Below are 23559 nucleotides of genomic sequence, written 5' to 3'. Positions count from 1 at the left end.
AGAGGTAACGAGGACATTTGTCTATTAAACAACAGCCTCGCGGCGGATGCGGCTGAGGTGGCGCTGTGTAATACCAAGATAGCTTGCCAGATAATGCAGCGGAATGTGTTTCACATATTCAGGATAATCGCGCAGCAGCGACTGATAACGCTCAAGCGCCGATTCTTTCTGAAACTGAAACAACCTTCGTTCAAGTTCGAGGTATTGCTGCTCGGCCACCATTTTCTCAAACCGCAGCCAGCCGGGACTTTTTTCTGAAAGACGGAGAATCTGGCTGCGCGGAATAACGATTAATTCTGCCGCAGCAATGGCCTGAATATTTTCAACCGAAGGATTACCGGTGATATACGAGGAATAAGCAGCAATAAAAATACCGGGAAATAAAATGCAGTAAGTAATCTCATCGCCCGGAGGCGATACATAAAACGAGCGGAAAATACCCGAAAGCACGAAGCCCACCTCCTTGTTTACTTCTCCTTCACGAATAAAAAAATCATTCCGTTCCAGCTTGCGGAAAGAGGCAAATGCAAGCATTTCCCTCACATCCGTTTCAGTCAGAAAACCAAACGTGTGCAGATACGTGCTCAAACGCTGCAAAGATTCAGTCTGGCTCATTCCTGATAATACACCCGTTTTACGCGGGCCGAAACATTGGTAAGCACTTCGTAAGGAATTGTTTCCATAGCTGCAGCCAGTTCGCCGATGGGGTGCTCGGGGCTGAATACAATTACTTCGTCACCTTCCTCGCAGTCAATGTCGGTTACATCGAGCATGCACATATCCATGCACACATTGCCAATGATGTGTGCGGGCTTTCCGTTTATCCACATACATCCGCGACCGTTGCTGAGTTTACGGCTCAGCCCGTCGGCATAGCCAATGGGAACGGTGGCGGTGCGGGTGTTGCGCGCTGTTTTTCCTTTGCGGCTGTAGCCAATGGTATCGCCGGCAGCTACATTTTTTATTTGCGAAATGGTGGTGCGTAGTGTGCCTATTTGCCGCAGTCGTTTTTGTTCAGCTTCATCCACCCCCACGCCGTAAAGTCCTACACCGAGGCGCACACATTCAAGCTGTGCATCCGGGAAACGCACAATGCCTGCCGAGTTGAGGATGTGTCGGAAAACGGGTTGTGCGAAATGACTGCGTATCACCTCGCTCATGGCAATGAACTGTTTTATCTGTATGTTGGTAAACCCATCATGTTCCTCCTCATCGCTGGCCGCAAGGTGCGAAAACACGGAGCGCACGGTTAAGTCTTTCGCATTTTTAAGCCGCACCACCAGTTCGTTTATTTCACTTTGCTCAAACCCTAACCTGCGCATTCCGGTGTCGAGTTTAATGTGTACGGGCACCGGCGGGGTTTCAGGGTGACGCTGACGGTATCGTTTTGCCACCTCATCAAAAAGCTGAAGGATGCGGAACGAAAAAATTTCAGGCTCCAGCTGGTAGCGGATCATTGTTTCGTAGCTCTGCTCTTCGGGATTCATTACCATTACCGGTAATGTAATACCCGCGCGGCGCAATTCCACCCCTTCATCGGCATAGGCTACCGCCAGGTAATCGACACGATGGTATTGCAGTACGTTGGCAATTTCAAAACTTCCGCTTCCGTAGGAAAATGCTTTCACCATAGCCATAATTTTTGTGCCGGGGTGAATGCGTGAGCGGAAGTAATTGAGGTTATGCACTACAGCATTAAGATCTATTTCGAGTACCGTTTCATGGGCTTTCTGCTGAAGCACTTTACTGATGGCCTCGAAACCAAATGCACGCGCGCCTTTAATGAGAATGGTTTCGTCGTGAAACTGCGATACGTGAAAGGCAGCCAGAAAATCGCGCGTGGTGGCGAAGAACTGTTTTTCGGGCACCTGAAACAACTGCTGCTGGCTGCTTATGGCGCTGCCAATGCCAATGATGCGGTTGATGCCTTTGGCCTGAAGCAGCGCGGCCACTTCGCCGTAAAGCTGGGTTTCGTTGCGCCCGCTTTGGAGAATATCGCTCAGAATGAGTGTGCGCTTGGGATGCTGCTGCTGCTGGTTCAGAAAATCGAGCGCCACAGACAGCGATCCGAGATCGGAGTTGTAGCTGTCGTTGATGACCGAGCAGTTGCTTACGCCTTCTTTCATTTCCAGACGCATGGCCACGGGCGTAAGCTGTTTCATACGCGCGGCAATGGTCTCGTCGCTTAGCTCGAAATGCAGCAGCACACACCAGCAATGAATGGCGTTCTCAATGGAGGCTTCGTCGGTAAACGGAATGCGGATGGTGACAAACCGGTGGTCGTAAACCCCTTTGAGTTCGGTTTCGTGCCCGTCGCGCTTGATATCGGCCAGCTGGAGTGTGGCTTTTGTTTTGCGCGACCAGCTGAATCGCTGGCTGGCAGCGCCTTCGCCGGAGGCAAGGATGCCGTAGGTGGCCGCATCGTCTTTGCCGGAAATAATAAGTGTGGCGCCTTCGAGGAGTTTGAGTTTTTCGTGTGTTTTTTCTTCGCGCGATGAAAAATTTTCGTCGTGTGCAGGGCCGATGTTGGTAAGCAGCGCCACATCGGGGCGAAGAATTTTTTGCAGGCGCTGCATTTCACCCGTGCGTGAAATACCGGCTTCGAAAATGCCCAGCGTATGTTCTTCACTCATCTGCCACACCGAAAGCGGCACGCCTACCTGCGAGTTGTAGCTTTTGGGACTGCGCACAATGCGGTAATCATCGCGCAGCAGTTGCCAGAGCCATTCCTTCACAATGGTTTTTCCGTTGCTGCCCGTAATGGCAATAACCGGAAAATGAAACTGCCGGCGGTGATGCGCGGCAAGCTCCTGCAAGGCCGTAAGCGTATCACTTACCTGAATAAAGCCTGCATCGGGAAATGCAGTGGCATCAGGCATTTCAGACACCACAAAAAAGCGGATGCCGCGCGCATACAAATCGGCAATGAAGCTGTGGCCGTCGTGCCGCTCACCGCGTATGGCGAAAAATACTGCCGCCTCGGTTTGTGCCGTGTTGCGGCTGTCGATCAGCAGGTGCTGCACAGGCCCGTCGGCGGCGGGCGGCGCGGCGTGCAGGATGCGGGCAATATCAGAAAAGCGGTAGTTCATGGCTGCGGATGCTCAGTCTGCATGGCTTCGCTGAAACAGTCGCGGCAGAGTGGTTCGTAACTGTCTTTTTCGCCCAGCTGAATAAGCGATTCGCCGCCGGTAATGCGGTGTGAGTGGTTGGCGATGTGTCCGCAGCGCATACAAATGGCGTGCACTTTGGTTACATATTCGGCTACCGACATGAGTGCCGGAATGGGCCCAAACGGTTTGCCGAGATAATCCATATCAAGCCCGGCCACAATTACGCGGATGCCGTTATCGGCCAGCTGGTTGCACACCTGCGTAAGTCCTTCATCAAAAAACTGCGCTTCATCAATTCCCACCACATCCACATCGCTGGCAAGCAGCAGAATGTTTGCCGAAGAAGGCACGGGGGTTGAGTGAATGGCATTGGCATCGTGCGATACAACTTGTGTTTCGTCGTAACGCGTATCCACGGCAGGCTTGAAAATTTCCACCTTTAGCCGTGCAAACTGGGCGCGTTTGAGACGGCGGATGAGCTCTTCGGTTTTGCCGGAAAACATAGATCCGCAAACGACTTCGATCCAGCCACGGCGCTTTTGCGGATGTTGTGTATTTTCGATGAACATTGTTCTCGGATATGCGGACGGAAAATGTGTAATTTTGTAAAGCCGGCCGCTTTCCGGCAAATCTAACCAAAAAGGCGTTTTCCTATCGCTCATGGCCCATCAGAAGCCGCGTAAAAATGAACTCCGCAAGGAGATTGCTGCGCTCATCGACAGTATTAAGAATCAGTCGGACAGAATTGGCACTACCCGCAACGTTCCGCAAACCGATATTGACCTTATCCTGCACAGCATCGAGCAGCTGCACCGCAAAGCCGTGGTGTTCAGCTACCTCAATACCTTGCCCGACGAGGAAGAAACGCCCGAAACGGTTGTTATGCCGCAGCCGGTTGTTATTGCTGCCGTGCCGGAGAAGAAGCCGGAACCTGAAATTACAGCACCCGAACCACCAAAAGTGGAACCGGTAGCAATTGCCGAAGTAAAAGCGCCCGAACCGCCTAAAGCCGAACCGGTGGCAGTGCCCGAAGTAAAAGCGCCCGAACCGCCCAAAGCCGAACCGGTGGCAGTGCCCGAAGTAAAAGCGCCCGAACCGCCCAAAGCCGAACCGAAAGCGCCGCAGCCTGCAGCCACGGGTAAAGACGTGCGCAGCCTGATCGGGTTTAATGAAAAGCTTATGTTCTTGCGCAATCTCTTTGGCGGCGATGCAGCTGCTTACGACGAAGCACTTAATCATATTAATTCCAGCTCCTCGCCCGGCGAGGCTGAGTCTTTTGTATCAGTACTGCAAAGCGAATACCGCTGGTCTGCCGATTCGGAGCCGGCTGAGTTGTTTCGCAATGTGGTAAAACGTCGTTTCAGCTAATCAACCCCATGCCTCGTCTCAGCCTTTCGCTTTTATTTACCCTGTTGCTGCTGGCCCAGCTGGCCGCGCAACAAAGCGATGTGGTTTCGCAACTGCCCTACGCCCGCAGCATTATCGACACGCTGGCCTCGCCGGCCATGCACGGACGCGGCTATGTAAACAAAGGCGATAAAGTGGCAGCCACGTGGATTGGCAATGAGTTTAAAAAACTTGGACTGCTTTCGTTCAACAAAAGCGGAAGTTTTGAGCAGCCATTTTCTTTCCCGGTTAATACATTTCCTGGTAAAGTGGAAATGACCTTTATCTGGAAAGACGGCCGCCGCGAAACGAGCGATCCGGGCGAGCATTTCATTGTGCGCAGTTCATCGCCTTCGGTGAAAGGACATTATCAGGTGGTGCGGTTTGATTCGAATGTGGTGAAAACCGATGCCGGGATAAAAGCCTTTCTGGCACAAAACCTTAAGAAAGTATTTGTGCTGGTGGATACAACCGGTGTGCGCGAAAAAGCCAAGCGCGATTTGCTGGTAAACTTTGTGCGCTTCCCGCGCAATGTAAAAGGCATTTTGCTGCCCGTGCAACTAAATATCATGCACGAACACGAGGGCGATGCCTGCACCAAATTAAATCCCTGGGACTTTTCGCAAACACAATCGCTTGTGCCGGTAATTGAAATTGAAGCCGCGTGGAAAACGGTGAGTGAAATTGATGTGGCAATCGGTGCTAAGTATATCCGCAACTACACATCGCAAAACGTAATCGGCTACATACGCGGCAGCGAGCAGCCTGATTCGTTCATTGTATTTACTGCGCACTACGACCATCTGGGCCGCATGGGGCAGCATGTATATTTTCCCGGCGCCAACGACAATGCAAGCGGCGTAGCCATGCTTTTGTGCCTGGCGCGTCATTACAGCAACCCGGCCAACAAGCCCAAATGTTCAATCGTATTTATGGCTTTCGGTGCCGAGGAAGTGGGGCTGCTTGGTTCAGGCTGGTATTGCCGCAATCCGCTTTTCCCGCTCAACAGCATTAAGTTTCTCATCAACATGGATATTATCGGCACGGGTGATGAAGGCATCACCGTGGTAAATGCCAGCTTGTTTGATGAAGACTTTAAAACACTTCAGAAACTTAATGCGCAGCGCAGTTATCTTCCCCTCATCAAGCCGCGGGGGAAAGCCGCTATCAGCGATCATTATTACTTTACAGAGCGCGATGTGCCCTGCTTTTACATTTATACACTGGGGGGCATAAAAGCCTATCACGACACCTGCGACCGGCGCGAAACACTTCCGCTTACCGAGTTCGACGATTTGTTTTCGCTGCTCATTGATTTTACTTCGGTGCTGCAGGCCGCTTAACCGCCGGGCATTTTCGAAGTAAACTTGCTGTTACTTGCTGTAGTCGCTTAACGGGAAGATACCTGCACCTGCCACGAGAAATTGCCGGAGATGTGCTCGTCGCCATTCAGCTGTTCGTACAAACGCAGGTATTTCAGATGCACAGCAGCCGACTGGCGTTTGCCGTTTACCACAAACTTGCGCATATCAATCATAAACGTATAATTCTTATCGCTGCTGATAATGCCGTCGGCCAGAAGTTGTTTTACAAACTCGTGCTGTAAACTGTCGTTTTGCGTGTTGCAGTAGCAGACGTCGTTGTAATTGCCGCGGTTGTTTACCTCAATATCCACACCACCATCTTCACCCCTTTCGTACTGATAAGAATATCCGTCGGGATCTTCCTGAGCAGCATCAGTGGTTGCTTCAACACCGTCGGGCGTAATCTGCACATTGGTCACTGCGTCGGCATCGGCAGCCGATACGGTGATGCGTGCATTTGCCGGTGCGTTAATGATATACTCGCGGCGGAGTGAATCGCCATCGGGATTTTGTTTCACATTTACTTTCACCACCGGCGTATCGGCCGGCATGAGCAGTGCAGAATCTGTTAGTGCGGCAGCGGGCTGGTTTTGCTGCGGGGCAGGATTATCGGATGTGGTGTTTACGGCTATTAAAGCTGCAAGGCCCGATGCAGCGCCGGCAATGAGAATGGATGTCATGTAAAGCGGTGGTTTAAATGAGTACCACGGTAATTTGCCCGGTGCGCCCACATTGGGAGCCTGCGGCATAAGCTGACCTGCGGCATGGAGACGGGCCCAGTGCTCCACTTCGCTCAGTGGCACCTCCGAAGGCAGCTCATTGAGCCGGCTAAAAAGATCGGTGATGCGTTGATCTGTCATTTTATGGTCGTGGTTATGAATTTATTGTATTCTGTATTAAAGTAATGAAGTGAGTCTGAATGAATGTTCCTGACGTAATTCCGGTACACCTTCATCGTCGAGCAGTTTGCGTACCCGCTGTCGGGCACGGCTTACACGGGTTTTCACTGCTTCTACACGGCAGTTTTGCAAATCTGCAATTTCCTGCATGCTGAAACCCGATACTTCGAACATAAGCAGGGCTTCTTTCTCCTGTGCACCCAGCTGATTGATGGCTTTGTGCAGGTAGTGCATATCCATTGCCGTGTCGGGGCTGCCGGTGCGGCTTTCCATGCGGCGGAGCATTTTCTCGTCGTACACCGCCGAGAATTTTTGCCTGCGCATAAGATCACGCACTAAATTGTTCGCCACACAAATCATCCAGCCCAGCAGCTTTTCGCGGTCTTTTATGCTTTCGTAACGCTGCAACGCAATAAGCACGGTTTCCTGCACCAGATCCTCCGGATCAAGCAATCCCCACGCATGGCTCCGGCAGTAACGCGCAAAACGCTCATGTATGCCCGCATAGCGGGTCAGGAAATCCCTGTTTATATCGTTGTGTGATGGATTCACGAATATAATGTCGGATAATTCGGGGAAAGGTAACAGGGCAAAGCCCTATACAGATCTAATCAATTGATATACTGCATATTAATTTAATATGGCGTTTAGATTATTCTCAACCAATACCTGATAATCAGATTTCATATTCCATTGCCCGAAGAAAATGAACCAACTACCGACAAAATGGGTAAACTACCTCATTGTCTTTACAAACTATCGACAGAAAGATGCAAATTGCCGAAAAATAAGTATTGAACTAATGGAATAATATCAGATACTTAAAATGCCTATTTTATGGATGGCACGCTTATTGATGCATATCTAAAACATCATATTATTTCTTATATTTCAAAGAAGAGCAAAAGCATTTAATACGCAGCGAAAAAAATATTGTTTCTTTTTTGATGCGTAACATTTCCACGATTACTGGTTGAAATTTTGATTTTCAGCGAATTAGCTTCCTCAAAAAAATTCGCATCACCTATTCCCATGATTAAGCTTGTGTAATCTGCGAAACTCTGTACTCATCAGGGGCGTTAGATCAGGTAGTTCTTTGCTTCACACAAATCATTTAACCGGAAAGGAGAAAAGCTATGGGAATAAGCTACACACACACCCGGGTTAATTGGATGCGCTTCCTGATGATACTGGCATTATTGCCATTGGCAAACCATCAGTTGAAAGCCACCCATGCGCAGGGCGCCGATTTAACCTACACCTGCCTTGGCGGCAACCAATACCTGTTACGCCTCGCCTTTTACCGCGATTGCAGCGGTAGTCAGGCGCCCAATAATGTCACTATAGACATTGCTTCAGTCTCCTGCAACCAATCCCTCTCTGTCGTCCTCAACCCCATTGCAGGAACCGGACAGGACGTTACGCCCATCTGTCCAAACATGCTGACCGTTTGCAACGGCGGTCAAAATCCGGGCGTACAAGAATTCATCTACGAAGGCACCGTCACATTACCAATGGCGTGTACCGACTGGGTGTTCAGTTTTAATTTTTGCTGCCGCAACAATGCGATCAGCACGATTCAGAATCCTGGATCGCAGAACATTTTTGTGCAGTCGCTGCTCAATAATCTGAACGCGCCCTGCAACAATTCACCAACCTTCTCAAACAGGCCGATCCCGTTTGTATGCGTAGGTCAAAGCTATTGCTTCAACCACGGTGCAACTGATCCCGACGGCGACTCACTGGTGTATGCGCTCATACCGCCCGCCAATAGTGCCACATCCACTGTAACCTACGTTACACCTTACTCCGCTACGCAGCCGGTAGCATCAAACCCGGCCATGACGTTTAACACCACCAACGGTGATATTTGCATGACGCCTTCGCAGCTGCTGGTAACGGTAATGGCTGTGCGCGTGGAAGAATGGCGAAACGGCATTCTCATTGGCAGCGTAGTGCGCGATATTCAGTTACGCACCATTATGTGTACAAACACGCTGCCTGCCGTATCGGGCATAAACAACACCAGCAACTTTAACATCAGTGTATGTGCCGGCAACACACTTTCCTTCTTTGTAAACTCCTCTGATCCCGATCCGAATCAGAACATTACGCTGAGCTGGAACAACAGCATTGCCAACGCCACCTTTACACAAACGGCCGGCCCGCTGCCCGTAGGCACATTTACATGGACACCCGGCCCGGCCGATATCAGCAATGTGCCGCACTGCTTTACCATTACAGTAAGCGATGATAACTGCCCGTATTCCGGCTCACAAACATTTGCCTATTGCATTACGGTTACCGGCTTTGCCACCAGCGCCACCAGTTCACCGGCCAACTGCAATGCCTCCAACGGATCAGCAGCAGTGCTTGCTTCGGGCGGTCAATCGCCTTACAGTTATACGTGGGCCCCGTCGGGCGGCAACAATGCAACAGCCACCGGTCTCACGCCCGGCACCTACAGCTGCACCGTTACCGACGGCAGCGGCTGCCAGATGGTGCAAACCGTAACCGTTACACAGGGTGCTGCACCAGGCAATCTGGTAATGAGCAGCACCGATATTGACTGCTTTGGCAACAACAACGGATCGGCCAACGCCAACATGAACGGCGGCCAGCAACCCTACACCTATGTGTGGAGCAACGGCGGCAACACAGCCACGCTTAACAACCTTGCACCCGGCACCTACAGTGTAACCGTAACCACAGCCAATGGCTGCATTTCTACGGGCACGGTAACCATTACACAACCTGCTGCAGCACTGAGTGTAAACACCAGCATTACCACACCGATTTTGTGCAACGGAAATACAAACGGTGCAGCTCTTGCAGCTGTCAGCGGCGGCACCACACCTTATACGTTTAACTGGAGCACCACCCCCGCACAGCAAACGGCACAGGCCACCGGCTTAGGTGCAGGTACATACGCGGTAAGCATTACCGACGATAACGGCTGCACGACACAAGGCAGCATTATACTCACGCAGCCAGCAGCCATTACCGGACTTGTGAGCACCACACCGGTTTCGTGCAACGGAGGCAGCAATGGTGCGGCGCAGGTACTTGCGTCGGGCGGCACGGGTACGTATGTGTACACGTGGAACAGTGTCCCCGCGCAATCGGGTCCGGCGGCTATTAATCTGGGGGCAGGCACTTACGTAGTAAGTATCACCGACGGCAATGGCTGCCAGGCATTAACAGTAGCCAATATTTCGCAGCCGGCACCGCTTTCGGCCACCATTAGCGGTGCAAGCAATGTAACCTGCAACGGCGGCAACAACGGCAGCGCCTCCATTACAGCTGCCGGCGGAACCGGGCCTTACAGCTACGCATGGAGTACGGTGCCGGTGCAAACTTCGCCGTTTGCAAACAACCTTGCAGCAGGCACGCAAACCGTAAGTATAACCGATGCCAACGGCTGTGCCACAGTAACCACGGTTACCATTCTTGAGCCAACGCCGGTTACAATAACCACACTCGGCAACGATACGGTTTGTCCTGCACAGCCTGCTGTAATTTCGGCTATGGGCAATGGCGGCAACGGGCCTTACACCTACAACTGGAATGTGCCGCTGGGCAACGGTCCGCAGTACACGGTGTATCCTGCACAAGCCACAAGCTACATTGTACAGGCTGTTGATGCTAGCGGATGCGCAAGCCCCGCCGATACAATTGTGCTTGATGTATTCCAGTTTACTCCGGCCAACCTGAGCATGAGCCCGTCAACCAGTATTTGTGCAGGTAATACAGCTGTAGTAAGCTGTGCGGTTACCGGCAACACCGGACCAATTCTCTGGAACTGGAATGTGGCCGGATGGAATACGGCAGGGCCTTACACCGTGCAACCACAAACAACTACTACGTATGTGGTAACAGCTACCAATGTGTGCAATGTATCGGTTACCGGAAGCACGCAGGTTACGGTGAATGCGCTGCCTGTAGTATTGCTGCAGCCGCAAACCATAAGCGGTTGCGACGAAGCACGGCTGACAATTTTCGACAACAATGCCGGTAACAGCAGTTGCTTCTATGCCTGGGACTTTGGCGATGGCAACACGGGCACAGGCTCGCCGGTGTTTCACGACTATCCGGTGAGCGGCACATACACCATAAATGTGGTGGCCACATCAGCCGCTGGTTGTGCTGGCAATGCTTCTACTGTGGTGCAGGTTACGGTTTACGCTTCACCCAACGCATCATTCATCGCATCATCAACCGAAATTACCACACTCGAACCCACTGTAATCTTTACCGATCTTTCATCGGCAAACACGCTGGGCTGGTTCTGGAATTTCGGCGACACTACCACGTCCACCACACCTTCGCCCACGCACACGTACAGCGGACGCGGCACCTATCAGGTAATGCTGGTAGTAACCGGCGATGGCGGCTGCACCGATACTGCCTGGCAAACCATTGAGGTAAATCCGGAGCAGACACTTTTTGTGCCCAATGCCTTTACACCCAACGGCGATGGCAAAAACGATGTGTTTATGGCCGTAGGACTTGAAATAATTGCCTTCAACATGGATATATACGACCGCTGGGGCAACCATATTTTTGCCACAGACAAAATGGAAATTGGCTGGGATGGTACCGCAAATAAAGGAGCAGAAGTAGCCCAGCAGGATGTGTATGTATATAAAATTGTTGCCACAGACTTCACCGGGCGGGTACAGAAGCTTACCGGTCATGTATCGTTGCTGAAGTAAAGAACCAGAAAAACGGAACACGCCGTTAATTTGAACCGGCCCTGACGATGCTGTCAGGGCCGGTTTGTATTTTGTGTTCCGTTCGTCAAGTATTTTTCCGGTTTATCAAGATGTGTCATGCCTTGCCGTATGGCCTGATTAGTTTTGATTCAAAATTCATTGCCATGCGTGTAGTCCTGAATCTGATTTTGTTTACCGGAGTTATTTCCCTTAGTGTGTTGAATGGCTGCAAACGCGAGTCTGCAGAGCCCGCGGAAACTGTTGATCCCAATCTGGCGAGTTTCGAAAATATGAAACAGCATATTTTCAAGCACAACTGCAGCACATCGGGCTGCCACAGTGCTGCACAAGCCACCAACCAGCAGCACGGATTAGTGCTCGAAGGGGGCGATGTTTACGAACGACTGGTGAACGTGGTTCCGCGCAATACGCAAGCCCTCGACAGCGGTTTAACATTAGTGAAACCGGGTGTGCCCGACAGCAGTTTTCTGTATCATAAGGTAAACTGGAATGCTTTTCCGCAATTTCATTTCGGAAACGAAATGCCGTTGGGAGCCAACCCGCTCACGGGTAATGAAATCGAATTTATACGGCAATGGATTGCTGCCGGAGCACCGCGCACAGGTGTGGTGGCCGATTACCGATTACTACACGCACATTAATCATCAATGCACATGAAAAATTTATTGTTGCTTGGCGGCACAATACTGTTGCTTGCCGGCTCCTGCAAAAAAACAGTCGATTACGACCCGAACGATATTCCGGCCTGGACAGGTCTGGCACCATTGCCAGCCGACAGCGGTTATCAACTGCATATCGAGCCGTTTCCGATTCCGGCCAATTTCGAGCGCGAAATTTTCATTCGCCGCGACCTGCACAACAGCGAAGAAATTTTCGTGAACCGGATTACAAGCAAATGCCGTTCGGGCACACATCATTTTGTACTCAGTACCCTTTATTCGGACGGGAATTTTCCACTGCCCGAACCGGATGTGATGTACGATCAGAACAATTTCGACGGCACGTTCAATTTGTTATCGACGGTAAATCGTGATTTCATTCTGTACGAAGCACAGAGTTCGGAATATACCCTGGCACTTCCGCCAGGCTATGGTTTGCGTATGCCGGCCGACATGAAAATTCTTTGCAATTCGCATTACTTCAACCGCACCGACAACACCCGTTTCGGTGAAGTGTATTGCAACCTGTACACGCTGCCGCGAAATCAGGTTCAGCAGATTGTGGAAAACGGTGTGCTGGGCAACGAGTCGTTCAGCCTTCCGCCCAATGCCACCACCACCATTACCACCGAAGAGCTGTTTACGAGACGCACGCAAATTGTGCTCATGACACCGCACTACCACAAACGCGGGCAGGAATTTAAAGTACAGATTGTGGGCGGCCCGCGCGATGGGGAAATCATTCTCACGAGCTACGATTATCAGCACCCGGAAGTGGGTTATTTCATAAACACTCCGCTCATACTCGAAGCCGGGCAGGGACTGCGCACCATTGTTACCTACCGTAATGAAACCGGCAACACGGTGAGTTATGGTGTAACCAGCGAAGACGAGATGAATTACCTGTTTTACTATTACTTCAATCCCTGAACGTGATGAAAAAAATATTGTGTATGGCATTCCTTGCTTTTGCCAGTGCGGTAAATGCGCAGGATTCGGAAAAACAATTTTCCGGGAAATGGAGCTTTGAAGCCGGAATTTCCGAAACGCGAAACTTCAATCTTGTGAAAGTAATTGGGGTGGAGAATAAGGTGTTTAATGTGCTTCATCCCTATTTCTATGCTTCGGCCGACTACAATTTCAAAGTCAGACACAACAGGCGCACCTATGCGGGAATCGAAATCGGGTTTCACAAAAACACGCTGGTCGATGAAAGTTTTCAGTTCAATTTAACCATTGGCGGAAATTATCGCCTGTTCAAAGGCTTTTATGGGGGCTGGGAAATTGGCCTGGGCATGCAACAGGCAAGGCGCGCTGACCTGGTTTATAAATACAATGGCGAAAAATGGGTGGCAATGACTTATCCCGGCAAGTTTATCTATACCCGGCAAATTATTCGGCCGCAGGCCGAGTTGGGCTATCGCTTCACCAAATTACCGCTCGATGTGTTTGTAAACGGCAATGTGATTGTCATTCGCAACTGGTTTAGCAGCGATGTTCCGCTCGGAGCCAGTTTTTCGGTGGCAGGTATAGGAGTTCGCTGGCATTTGTAACCGGCTTTGCCGATATATTTGCATGAATGAGTATAGCACGTAACCGCAAATTCTATCTGATCAATACGCTGTACTGGATTTTATTCGGTATGTATCGTATTGTGCCGGGCTATCTGGCCGGAATGGATGAATTTTTTCCGTGGGATTATGTGTTGCTGATCTGCATTCTGGGTGTGGCAATCTCATCGGCGTATCGCGAAATACTGCGTTGGCGAAAGCACGACTATACGAATATCCGAAAGTCGATTCTGGTATGTACAATCGGGTGTTTTCTGAGTCTGGCAGTTTATCAGGTTGTGGTAATTCAGGTTGATCCTTCGGTGAAGCAGGAACTCGAAACGTTGGCCGGGAAGTCGAACGGCTCGCTAATTGGCATTAATCTGGTTATCGTTATTGAGAATGTGGTGGAAGTCATTCCCTGGTTCCTCCTGTTTCATTTTTACAAATACATTGAGGCCCAGCACCAGCTACGCAACAAGTTGCTGGAGCAGGAAAAATTGGTTCAGCGGTTGCAGTACGAAAATATGGTATCCAAGCTCAACCCGCATTTCATGTTCAATACATTGAATACGATTCGCTGGCTGGTAAAAAACAACCACCAGAGTTCACCCGGGGCATTGGATAAACTGAGTAATATACTTCGCTACAACTTAACCGACAGTGCGATAAAACGCCGCTTCGACGATGAAATCAGTATTGTGAGTCAATATCTTGAAATCGAAAAAATCAGATTCGATGAGCGTTTAAATTATTCGATTTCTGTCGATGAAGGTGTGGGCGGCAATTTCATCATTCCGTTTGTGCTGTTGAATACGGTTGAAAACGCCATCAAACACGGAATATCAAAAATTACCGGCTCGGGATTAATCGGCATCCGCATTACACAGGAGAAAGAACATATTCTCATTGTAGTTGAAAACACGGGGAAGCTCGAAGGTATTGAACCGGGTTTCGGGCTGAAAAGCATAGACGCGCTTTTAAATAACGTTACACCCGAAACCGATTCTGTTTCCATTCGGGAACTTGCCGGGCCTATGGTTCAGGTGGTTATAAAACATCCTTTGTATGCTTCATAAACTTCGCGCAATAATAATTGACGATGAACGTCCGGCCCGCGAAGAAATGGCCGATCTGCTGCGCGCCTATACGGAAATCGAAATTGCAGGTATTGCCACGCAGACTGATGAGGCGGAGAAAATGATTGCCGCTTACAGGCCTGATGTAATTTTTCTCGATATAGAAATACCGCCGCACAACGGGTTCGAGCTGCTCAAGCGACTGAGTTACCTGCCCCATGTGGTTTTCTGCACGGCTTACGATCAGTTTGCCCTGCAGGCTTTCGAGACCGATGCCGTGGATTACCTGTTGAAACCCGTACAGCAGGACAGGCTCGAAAAATGTATAGCCCGGCTGCTTCAAAAACAGCAGGAATCGGCCTCGAAAGACCTCAGCAAAACACGAATCATGCTACAGTCGGGCACACAGCATTACCTCACGGATTTATCGGAAGTGTATTTGCTCGAATCCGACGGGAATTTCGTGTGCTATTACTTCCGCGATAAAAAGGTGCTCAAGTTCATCACCCTCAAACGCCTTCAGTCCGAACTTCCCGAACATCATTTCCTCAAAATAAACCGCAGCCAGCTCGTAAACCGCAATCACATTCAAACCATCAGGCGAAGCGGCCGCGGCTTAACTTTTGTGTTGCTCAACGGCATGGAAATTCATGCCTCGCGGGCATTTGCGGCCGAGTTTAAGCAGTGAGGGAAGAACATCATTATTCACCCCGATCGGGAATAACCTTAGCCGTACTACACGTTAACAAACAGATTGTATATACCTCATGCAGCCTGTTTCGTCTTACGTTTCAACATCAACGCACTCACCAACGAAATAAGCAAACCCGCTGGCAATACTTCGAGGTAAGTCATCATCATCATAAACAACGGATTTTTGTACATCGCTTTAAACTCTTCCATTTCCTTGGTTACGGCCGCTACATCCTGCCCGGTTTTGGTGGCTTCGGCAATTACGCTTTCTGAGTATCGTTCCATAAAATCGGGCACGAAAATGGAACTGCCAATTACCCATGTTAATACGTAAATAGTAGAGGCAATAAGCATGATGAAAAGACCAAGTTTAAATGCCTTACCAAAACTTATGATTCCGTTGGACAACTTATCGCGGTAATTTTTTACGCCAAAGAAAATGAGCGAAAATGTGAGTACAATTATGGTATAGCCCACAAGAAGGCTTCCTTCATACTTGGGATTGTTGTGCATGAGACTGATGAGCACAACGATATTTGCAAAGAAAATGGCGCCGGCAATTAATCCGTAAACGAGTGCAATTTTTTTCATTTCAGGTTTGAGTTTGATTTGCTGCAATAATGCAGTTGTACAGTCAGAAACCACTCATACTTTAGTACCAAAACGGGTATGAGCCGGGTACTATTTTTATCCTGCCTGCACAACTACACAATGATTTTCAGACGTTTGGCTTTTTCGATAGCTTGTGTGCGGCTTTTCACATCCATTTTCACGAACAGGTTGGAGACGTGTGTTTTCACGGTGCTTACCGAGAGAAAAAGCTGTGCGGCAATTTCGGCATTGCTGTTTCCTTTGGCGATAAGTTCTAGCACTTCCGTTTCTCGCGCACTCAGGCCGAGTTTTTTCAGTTCCTCCTCATTGCGCTGCGGCGGGTCCGAAACAAGTACTTCTTTTTCCACCACCACGGTTTGCACTTTGGGGCGGGTAAGCTGTTTTGCCACCCAGATGCCGAGCAGGGTAAAAAACACGGCAATCAGTCCCACATATATTTCGGTTGAGTGGTCGATGATGAGGAATTTCCACTGCATCCATTTGAGCAGCATCACCAGCAGCGCCAGTGAAACGCCGTAAAGAAGTATGTGCCGGATGTATTGCGGAATGGCCTTCATAGCGGAGTGCTTGATGCGCGAAAAATACAACATGTGTGCATACAGGCCATGCAGTGGAGCAATGCTCAATACACAATAAGCTGCATACGATATGTTTGATTTTCGCAGCGTACTTCGGTCATATACATGCCTGCGCCGAGTTCGGAGGGAAGCCGGAACTGCCCGTCGGGTGTGGTGAGTGAAGCTACAAGCTGGCCGGTACTGTTGTAGAAGTCAATTTCGGCAGCAAGCGGTGCGCTCAAACTTACCATGCGGCCAGCCGAAGCCGGATTAGGATAAATGCGCAGGGCTTGCGTTTGTGCATTTATACTTTGCACTGAAGTAGGGTTTTCGTCGATACGCACTAATCCGCCAATGCGTGTGCCGGCCCATGTAACCGCATTGTTTTCTTTGGCCACGCATTGCACATACTCATCAGGTATAGGCGTAGATGCCGTATCCCAAATGGTCCAGCCTGCGGGCGGTGTAAACCGTATAATGCCGCGCTGCATGGTGGCGCAGTATTTCCGCTGCAACGAGTCGATGCAGACATCCGTGAGCGCATTGGATCCTATGCCGGAATTAAGTGTATTGTACCAAGTCCAGTAATTGAAATTGTAGTTGAGCATAAGCCCGGCCGCAGGCGATGCATACCAGCGAGTCTGGTTGGTATCGAGCACTACGCGCACGGCCGAATTATCAGGCAATCCGTTCTGCGCAATCGAATACATCACCCAGCCTGTATCGTTAATATCATAAAAACCACCGTTAATGGTGCAGAGGTATTTATGGTTGGTGGGCCCCACGGCAATGCCTGAAATATTGTCGGAAAACAAAATAGAGTTCGACGTATTCCACACCTGCCAGCTGTTCCAGTTGTAATACGCCAGCCCCGAACTTGTGGCCAGCCAGAGATAGCCCGACGTATCGAATGCAATGCCGCGCACAAAATCGTTGGGCAGGCCGCTGTTGGCGGTGTTCCAGATTTGCCATTGCGACACCCCGTCGAATTTAGCCAGCCCGCCCTGAAACATGCCTATCCAGATGGCATTGGTATCATCTACCACAATGGTGCGCACGCTGTTGTCGGGGAGTGCCGAATTTGAGCTGTTAAATACGGTCCAGTTTGTACCATCAAACTTTACCAGCCCGGCATCAGTGCCAATCCATTTTACTTGCTGATGATCGACTGCAATGGCGCGCACATTATCATCGGGCAGTCCTGAGTTGATGGTATTGTATATCGTCCACGAAGCCTGACCAAAAAGCAAACTGCTCCTGCAGGCCAGTGCCAGCAGGAGCAGTAAACTGTATTTGAATGATTTCATCTGAGCAATTAATCAATCACTACTTTCTCTACATACGACTTGCCTTCGTACACTACATTAAGCATATATACTCCTTTGGCAAGGCCGTTGAGATTGATTTCGCGCATTACTTTGCCCTGTGTGCCCTGCATGGTTTCGTTGTAAACCGCACGTCCAGTGAGGTCGGTTACAAACACAGCTACATCGCTGCGGTTGTAGGCATTGAAACTGAGGTTAAACACACCGTTGTTCGGGTTGGGTGCTACGCTGAGCGACTGGCGGAAGCCGGGATCTTCGCCAAGACCGAGGCAGAGATCCATAGTTACCGGCACTGCGGTTTGTACGCTGGCGCAGGTTTCGTTGGTGGTGGCTACTTTCCAGTCGTAGAAGTAATAGTAGCGTGCCAAACCGGCCGATGAGTTTACAATGCGCAGTACGCCGGGCAGGTCGTAAGGGTAGCTCACACCGCCATCGTTGCGGAAAAGACCGGGGTTGGTGCCGGTAGCGGCCAAACGATAATTGTTGCCGGGTGTAAGGTTGAAATTGAGCGTAACGCGCTGTTCGCCGGCTACCAGTGTAGCTACCTGCGACTGCAGCATGGCGCCGGTTGAGTCCTGAAGCTGAATAGTAACGTTTCCGGCAGCGTTGGCGTAGATTTTTACATCAAGCAGTGTGGCTGCTGTAAATACGTTGAAGATTTCGTACTGAGCAGAGGTTACGTTGCTTCCGCTACCCATGTTTTTGTTGTGGGGCGTGGCATGTGTGGTATCGGTTTGCGACACTACAGATTCAACGTAGAATGTGGTTGATGCGGTGATGGGCGGTGTAATGAAGCTGCTGCCCGTACCCACAAAATTACCACCGTTATCATACCATTTCAATGTACCGGGACCGCTGGCGTTAAGTGTAATGGTTGTGTTCACACAGGCGGTATCGCCGGCCGCTACGGGCTGGTTTACAACTGCCGAGGCATAGACATTAAATACAGCTGTGCCGCTGCCGCAGAACGTGGTAACCTGACAGGTATAGTTGCCCGGCTGGTTTACGGTGATGCTTTGTGTGGTGGCGCCATTGCTCCAGAGGAACGCGGTGCCGGCCGATGCAGTGAGGGTGATATTTTCGCCCGGACAAATTACCGGGTTACGGTTTGCAGCAATAGTAATGATCGGGTTGCTGCTGTTTTGCTGGGTAAGCGTTACGGGTACTGCGGTGTAATTGTTGGTTTCATCTTCTTCAACGAAGTTGTTGTTCGGATCAACTTCTACCACAATCCAGTAATTGCCGTTGCACGTGCCGGGAGGAATATTAATCCACATCCCGTCGAGGTGCTTACCGTACACATCCGTCCAGCCCGATGAAATTCCCTGCTCAACCTGCGAACAGTTGTACTGTCCGCCGCCGAGGCCCCAGTTGGGGAAATTTGAGTTGATGAGGATGTTACCGTTGTTATATACGGTATTGGTATCGCGGCAGTGCCCAATGTATGAGCTTGAGCCACACTGGCCGTAATCCATAAGGCAAAAACCCATTTTCTGACCCTGACCTACAATAGGCCAGTGAGTGGGATTCGGATCGTTCGGATCTTCGATGCGAAGTGTGAACACGCCCCAGGCATCCACGTGGTTGTGGCCGTGAGTGGGATGATAGGTCATTGTTCCGGCCGATTCTTCACGGTAAGTCATGGTATTACCGTTTTTGTGATAGATCCGCTGGAAAATGATCTGGTGAGGAGAGGGATTCCCGTTGGGGCAGGTAAACTGCTGTGTGGAGTTCGGATCGTAAATTGAAAATGTATCTGTTCCGCAAATGAACCAGCGATAGCCCAGCGAGTCCACACCACGTGCCGTGAGCGGGCCATGGCCAATGTTTGGCGTAGAACCCGTTACACGCAAACGACCGGCATTGGGGCCCTGATTGTACGTCATGTCGGTTGAGTTCTGCGAATACTCTGTGTAACCACCGTTGCTGATGCCTTGCCACGATATTGTAATATCGGGTAAAAGGTCGCAATTGGTTTGCTGCGCGTTCTGGCATTGGCAGGATGTGGCATTGGTAGTGGTACACTGTGCTGAAGCAGCTACCGAACCAAGCGCAAATACGCTGAACAGTATAATTCTTTTCATGTTTGGGATTTTTTCCTTGTAGTGTGTTGACTTTGAGTTTACAACAGGGCTCGACAAGGTAAATAATCTTTTGTGAATAACAACTTCCTTTAACAACAATCAAAACCAGAATTTCAGACTTTGGGGTGCAGCAAGAAAGAAATAAAGGATTTACATGGACAAAATCATGAAATTAATATGCCCTGATACAAGTTTCTGTTGCTATTTCTTGTAAATTGCTGTTAACCTTAATACTCTGCAAATGAAAAAACTCCTACTCTTTTCCTCATTATTTTTGGGAAGTATGCTGGCTGCACAACCATGTGCCACGGGCGTGGCCAACGGAAGCGCATCCAACATGTTTACCAATATCCGTAACGGTACCACACCTGTTGCAGCAAACAAAAACCTGAATACTGTTGTATTTATTCACCGCAACAATGCTACTTCATTTGGCGGAAGTTCAGGAAATCTTCGCTATGATATTTCTACCGACGGTGGAAATACCTGGACCAACGATCAGGGTGTAGTCAATCCGCTGCTTACACTTCCGGCACGTTATCCCAATGCGGTAATCTACAATCCTACCGGCAATACCACGCCTTCCAATGCGTTTATTGGATACCATGCCCCTGTAGTTACCGGTTCGGCCTGGACAGGCTATGTAAACGGTGTGCGCCAGTTGAACGGCACAGGCAATACCGAAAACTACAACCAGGCAGCCACTACACAAACACTTATTCCGCACTCGTATGTAACGGGCGCACCCGGCGTATTCTGGGCTGTGGATCTGGTGTGGAACGGCACCAATGCCACAGGCCTGCGCATCCTTAAAGGCCAGTGGACAGGCACTGATATTTCGTGGACGGTTAACACCACGCTTACCCCCAACTTCAATGTGGCGTATAATGGCCTTCCCAACGTAGGCGATTACCATATTGCGTTTGATCCTTCCGGCCAGATCGGCTGGGTATCAATGCTTACGCACCTTACGCCGGGCCCCACGCCCTACTCGTTCTATCCTGTATTCTGGCGCACCTCCGATGGCGGAAACACCTGGAGCGCACCTGAGCAGGTTGACCTGAACCAGTACCCCTGCATCACCGGTAATATTGCAGTCGGCAACTTTGCCACCACGGCATTCGAATCGGCGCTAACGGTTGATGCAAACGGCGAACCGCACCTGCTCACCACCATCTGCAACGGGAACAATGCCTACGCCGTGTTCTTCGGGCTCTGGCACCACATGTATGACATTACCAAAACCAGCGGACTTTGGAATGCGGTGGATATTGCCAACGTACAGGCCGGACGCGGCACCTGGGGCGTAGCGCCTAACAATACCACCATGGACATGGCGCCACAAATTACACGCACGGCTGATGGAACAAAAATCTTCTTCGGCTGGGCCGACAATAGTGCTTATACCGCAGGCAGTCCCAATCAAACACCCAACCTGTTTATTGCCGGTTATAATGTAACTGCACAAACCTGGACCACCGTGCGTGATGTAACGGCCTGCCAGCCCACATTAAATGGTGCCGCTTTTTATCCGCACTTTGCACGCGAAGTACTTGAACCGGCTGCAGGCCAGTATAAAATTGCATCAGTGGTAGGCATCTTCACCGCCAACGATCCGATTAACATCGCCAATTTCCGTTTCCTGAACAACGTGACCTTTTCCAACAGCGACTTTACCATTGCCCAGCCCACAGCCACGGTGAACATTGATCAGGGTTCAAGCTACATCAAATGCACAAGCGCAGTGGCTACGCTTTCGGTAACCGGCTCGTATAACAGTTTACTCTGGAGCAACGGCGCCAATACGGCGTCAACTGCCGTAAACGCAATTGGCACCGTTACACTTACCGCCCGTTCGGGCTGCACCATTGGCAGAGACAGCATCAGCATTGTGCAGCTTGCCGTGGATACCGCAGGCATTACCAATATATGTGCAGGAAACTCCACACTGCTGAGTGTGGTTGGCAATGCGCTTTCCTATACATGGAATCCCGGCAACGTGGCGGGCAACGCAATTAACGTTTCTCCTGCCGTTACCACTACCTACACGCTGAGCGCGGGGGGCACGGGCGGATGTGTGGACAATACACCCATAACCGTTACCGTTGATACTGCACGTGTACATGTATCGCCTGCAGCACCAACCGTGTGCGCCGGCGACCAGCTTACACTTACTGCAACCGGTGTGGCTTCCTACAACTGGCAGGCGCCGCTCAATTCAACCTCCACTACAGTTACCGTTACGCCCACACAAAATATTGCCTATGTAGTAGATGGCGTGAGCGCAGGCGGTTGCCCGTCGAGCGATACGGTGAATGTAACCGCCATACCGTTGCCTGTGGTTACTCCAAGTGTTTCTACCGTAACACTGTGCGCAAACGACACTGCAATTGTATGTCCGCCTGCCAATTTACCTGTGGTCATTACAGGCCCCGGCATTTTTTCAAACACCTTCGACCCGGCGTTGACCGGCCCCGGAACATTTCCTGTGACCTATTCATACACCGATATGAATACCGGCTGCACAGGTACAGCCGTGGTACAGTTTGTAGTGAATCCGGCTCCGGTGGCTGCAATTACTACATCATCAACCGTAGTATGTGCAGGAAGTTCGGCTACACTTAACGGAAGCGGTGCAAACAACTATGCCTGGCTTCCCGGCAACCAGATCAGCAGTTCAATTACGGTAACGCCACCGGCCACCACAACTTACGTGCTTACGGTAACCGATAACAACAACTGCTCGGATAACGATACGCTTACACTTACGGTAAACCCGTTGCCGGTACTCACCGCCACCAGCAGCGACTCTGTGGCGTGTTTGGGCGAACAGGTTGTGCTTAGCGCCACCGGTGCACTTACCTACATCTGGAACCCGGGCAATCTTGGCGGACAAAGCGTGGTAGTTACACCAGCCTCTACAACTACGTACACGGTAACGGGCTCAGATGTATTCAACTGTTCGGGGCAAACACAAATTACACTTACTGTGGCGCCTTCGCCCAACGTAATTTTTAACTCACCGGCTGTGTTGTGTGTAACCGATGGTCCGCGCACAATTACCGGCGGCCTGCCTGCAGGCGGCAATTACTTTGGCCCCGGCGTGTCGGGCGGACAGTTCTCGCCTTCGGTGTCGGGTGTGGGTACGTTTAATATTGGTTATTCCTACACCAATGCCAGCGGATGTTCAGACACGGCCTATGTGCTTTACACCGTAAATGCCTGTGTAGGCATTGGCGAAAACACACTGGCAGGCGTAAGCATTTATCCCAATCCGTTCCGCGACCAGTTTGTGGTTGAGGGTGCTGCAGCAGGCGATCAGCTTGAACTTACTGATGCGCTTGGCCGCAGCGTAATGCGCACACAAGCCACCCGCGAGCGGGAAACAATTGACACTTCCATGCTGCCTGCCGGTATGTATATGCTGCGCATTACACGCGGCGAGGGTATGCTGATTCAGAAAGTGGTGAAAGAGTAAACACTGTGCATTTATATAAACAGCCGG

18 protein-coding genes are annotated in these 23559 nt (G+C 50.4%); 9 read left to right on the top strand and 9 right to left on the bottom strand.

The window, feature by feature from the left end:
• Positions 1 to 24: 24 nt before the first annotated feature.
• Genes IM638_01305 through IM638_01295 form a run of 3 tightly spaced genes read right to left on the bottom strand, consistent with a single transcriptional unit; the run spans position 25 to position 3679 of the window.
• A complete protein-coding gene (locus IM638_01305; GenBank protein ID MCA6361650.1) occupies positions 25 to 615 on the bottom strand; it encodes a Crp/Fnr family transcriptional regulator in 591 nt (196 codons plus the stop codon).
• Positions 612 to 3089 (bottom strand): bifunctional UDP-N-acetylmuramoyl-tripeptide:D-alanyl-D-alanine ligase/alanine racemase, encoded by a 2478-nt coding sequence (locus tag IM638_01300; protein ID MCA6361649.1) that lies wholly within the window; start codon positions 3087 to 3089, stop codon positions 612 to 614. The genes IM638_01305 and IM638_01300 overlap by 4 nt, the downstream gene beginning before the upstream one ends.
• Positions 3086 to 3679, bottom strand: a complete 594-nt coding sequence (locus IM638_01295) for a thymidine kinase (GenBank protein ID MCA6361648.1) — start codon at positions 3677 to 3679, stop codon at positions 3086 to 3088. The genes IM638_01300 and IM638_01295 overlap by 4 nt, the downstream gene beginning before the upstream one ends.
• A gap of 91 nt (positions 3680 to 3770) precedes the next feature.
• Between IM638_01295 and IM638_01290 the strand changes: the two genes are divergently transcribed.
• Positions 3771 to 4478 (top strand): hypothetical protein, encoded by a 708-nt coding sequence (locus IM638_01290; GenBank protein MCA6361647.1) that lies wholly within the window; start codon positions 3771 to 3773, stop codon positions 4476 to 4478.
• Positions 4479 to 4486: 8 nt separating this feature from the next.
• Positions 4487 to 5839, top strand: a complete 1353-nt coding sequence (locus tag IM638_01285; GenBank protein ID MCA6361646.1) for a M28 family peptidase — start codon at positions 4487 to 4489, stop codon at positions 5837 to 5839.
• 47 nt (positions 5840 to 5886) lie between these two features.
• Here IM638_01285 and IM638_01280 read toward each other — a convergent pair whose 3' ends face one another.
• Positions 5887 to 6720 carry a hypothetical protein gene (locus IM638_01280; GenBank protein MCA6361645.1) on the bottom strand — a complete coding sequence of 278 codons (834 nt, stop codon included), beginning with the start codon at positions 6718 to 6720 and terminating at the stop codon, positions 5887 to 5889.
• A gap of 36 nt (positions 6721 to 6756) precedes the next feature.
• Positions 6757 to 7290: an RNA polymerase sigma factor gene (locus IM638_01275; protein MCA6361644.1), complete on the bottom strand. Its 534-nt coding sequence runs from the start codon at positions 7288 to 7290 to the stop codon at positions 6757 to 6759.
• Between the two features lie 653 nt (positions 7291 to 7943).
• Here IM638_01275 and IM638_01270 point away from each other — a divergent pair.
• The 6 genes from IM638_01270 (at position 7944) to IM638_01245 (ending at position 15471) form a co-directional block, all read left to right on the top strand.
• Positions 7944 to 11474: a gliding motility-associated C-terminal domain-containing protein gene (locus IM638_01270; protein ID MCA6361643.1), complete on the top strand. Its 3531-nt coding sequence runs from the start codon at positions 7944 to 7946 to the stop codon at positions 11472 to 11474.
• Positions 11475 to 11638: 164 nt separating this feature from the next.
• Complete coding sequence (locus IM638_01265) at positions 11639 to 12136, top strand: hypothetical protein (GenBank protein MCA6361642.1); 498 nt, start codon at positions 11639 to 11641, stop codon at positions 12134 to 12136.
• 12 nt (positions 12137 to 12148) lie between these two features.
• The gene (locus tag IM638_01260) at positions 12149 to 13084 is read left to right on the top strand and encodes a hypothetical protein (protein MCA6361641.1); all 936 of its coding nucleotides are present in this window, start codon (positions 12149 to 12151) and stop codon (positions 13082 to 13084) included.
• A 23-nt stretch (positions 13085 to 13107) separates the two neighbouring features.
• Positions 13108 to 13707, top strand: a complete 600-nt coding sequence (locus tag IM638_01255; GenBank protein ID MCA6361640.1) for a hypothetical protein — start codon at positions 13108 to 13110, stop codon at positions 13705 to 13707.
• Positions 13708 to 13733: 26 nt separating this feature from the next.
• On the top strand, positions 13734 to 14783 hold the full coding sequence (locus tag IM638_01250; GenBank protein MCA6361639.1) for a histidine kinase: 1050 nt from the start codon (positions 13734 to 13736) through the stop codon (positions 14781 to 14783).
• The gene (locus IM638_01245; GenBank protein MCA6361638.1) at positions 14773 to 15471 is read left to right on the top strand and encodes a response regulator transcription factor; all 699 of its coding nucleotides are present in this window, start codon (positions 14773 to 14775) and stop codon (positions 15469 to 15471) included. Before IM638_01250 ends, IM638_01245 begins: the two co-directional genes overlap by 11 nt.
• Positions 15472 to 15548: 77 nt before the next feature.
• On the opposite strand, the gene IM638_01240 is transcribed toward IM638_01245, so the two are convergent.
• The 4 genes from IM638_01240 to IM638_01225 form a co-directional block, all read right to left on the bottom strand.
• On the bottom strand, positions 15549 to 16067 hold the full coding sequence (locus IM638_01240) for a DUF4199 domain-containing protein (GenBank protein ID MCA6361637.1): 519 nt from the start codon (positions 16065 to 16067) through the stop codon (positions 15549 to 15551).
• A 113-nt stretch (positions 16068 to 16180) separates the two neighbouring features.
• Positions 16181 to 16678: a response regulator transcription factor gene (locus IM638_01235; GenBank protein MCA6361636.1), complete on the bottom strand. Its 498-nt coding sequence runs from the start codon at positions 16676 to 16678 to the stop codon at positions 16181 to 16183.
• A gap of 32 nt (positions 16679 to 16710) precedes the next feature.
• Positions 16711 to 17952, bottom strand: a complete 1242-nt coding sequence (locus IM638_01230) for a T9SS type A sorting domain-containing protein (GenBank protein ID MCA6361635.1) — start codon at positions 17950 to 17952, stop codon at positions 16711 to 16713.
• Positions 17953 to 17960: 8 nt separating this feature from the next.
• Positions 17961 to 20054, bottom strand: coding sequence for a T9SS type A sorting domain-containing protein (locus IM638_01225; protein MCA6361634.1), 2094 nt, complete (start codon positions 20052 to 20054; stop codon positions 17961 to 17963).
• Between the two features lie 241 nt (positions 20055 to 20295).
• Between IM638_01225 and IM638_01220 the strand changes: the two genes are divergently transcribed.
• The gene (locus IM638_01220; GenBank protein ID MCA6361633.1) at positions 20296 to 23532 is read left to right on the top strand and encodes a T9SS type A sorting domain-containing protein; all 3237 of its coding nucleotides are present in this window, start codon (positions 20296 to 20298) and stop codon (positions 23530 to 23532) included.
• The last annotated feature ends 27 nt before the right edge of the window (positions 23533 to 23559 follow it).

It is taken from the genome of Bacteroidota bacterium (genome assembly GCA_020402865.1).
Lineage (GTDB): Bacteria > Bacteroidota > Bacteroidia > Palsa-965 > Palsa-965.
Note: the sequence above shows the minus strand (reverse complement) of the source record. Positions and strands in the feature narration are given on the sequence as shown.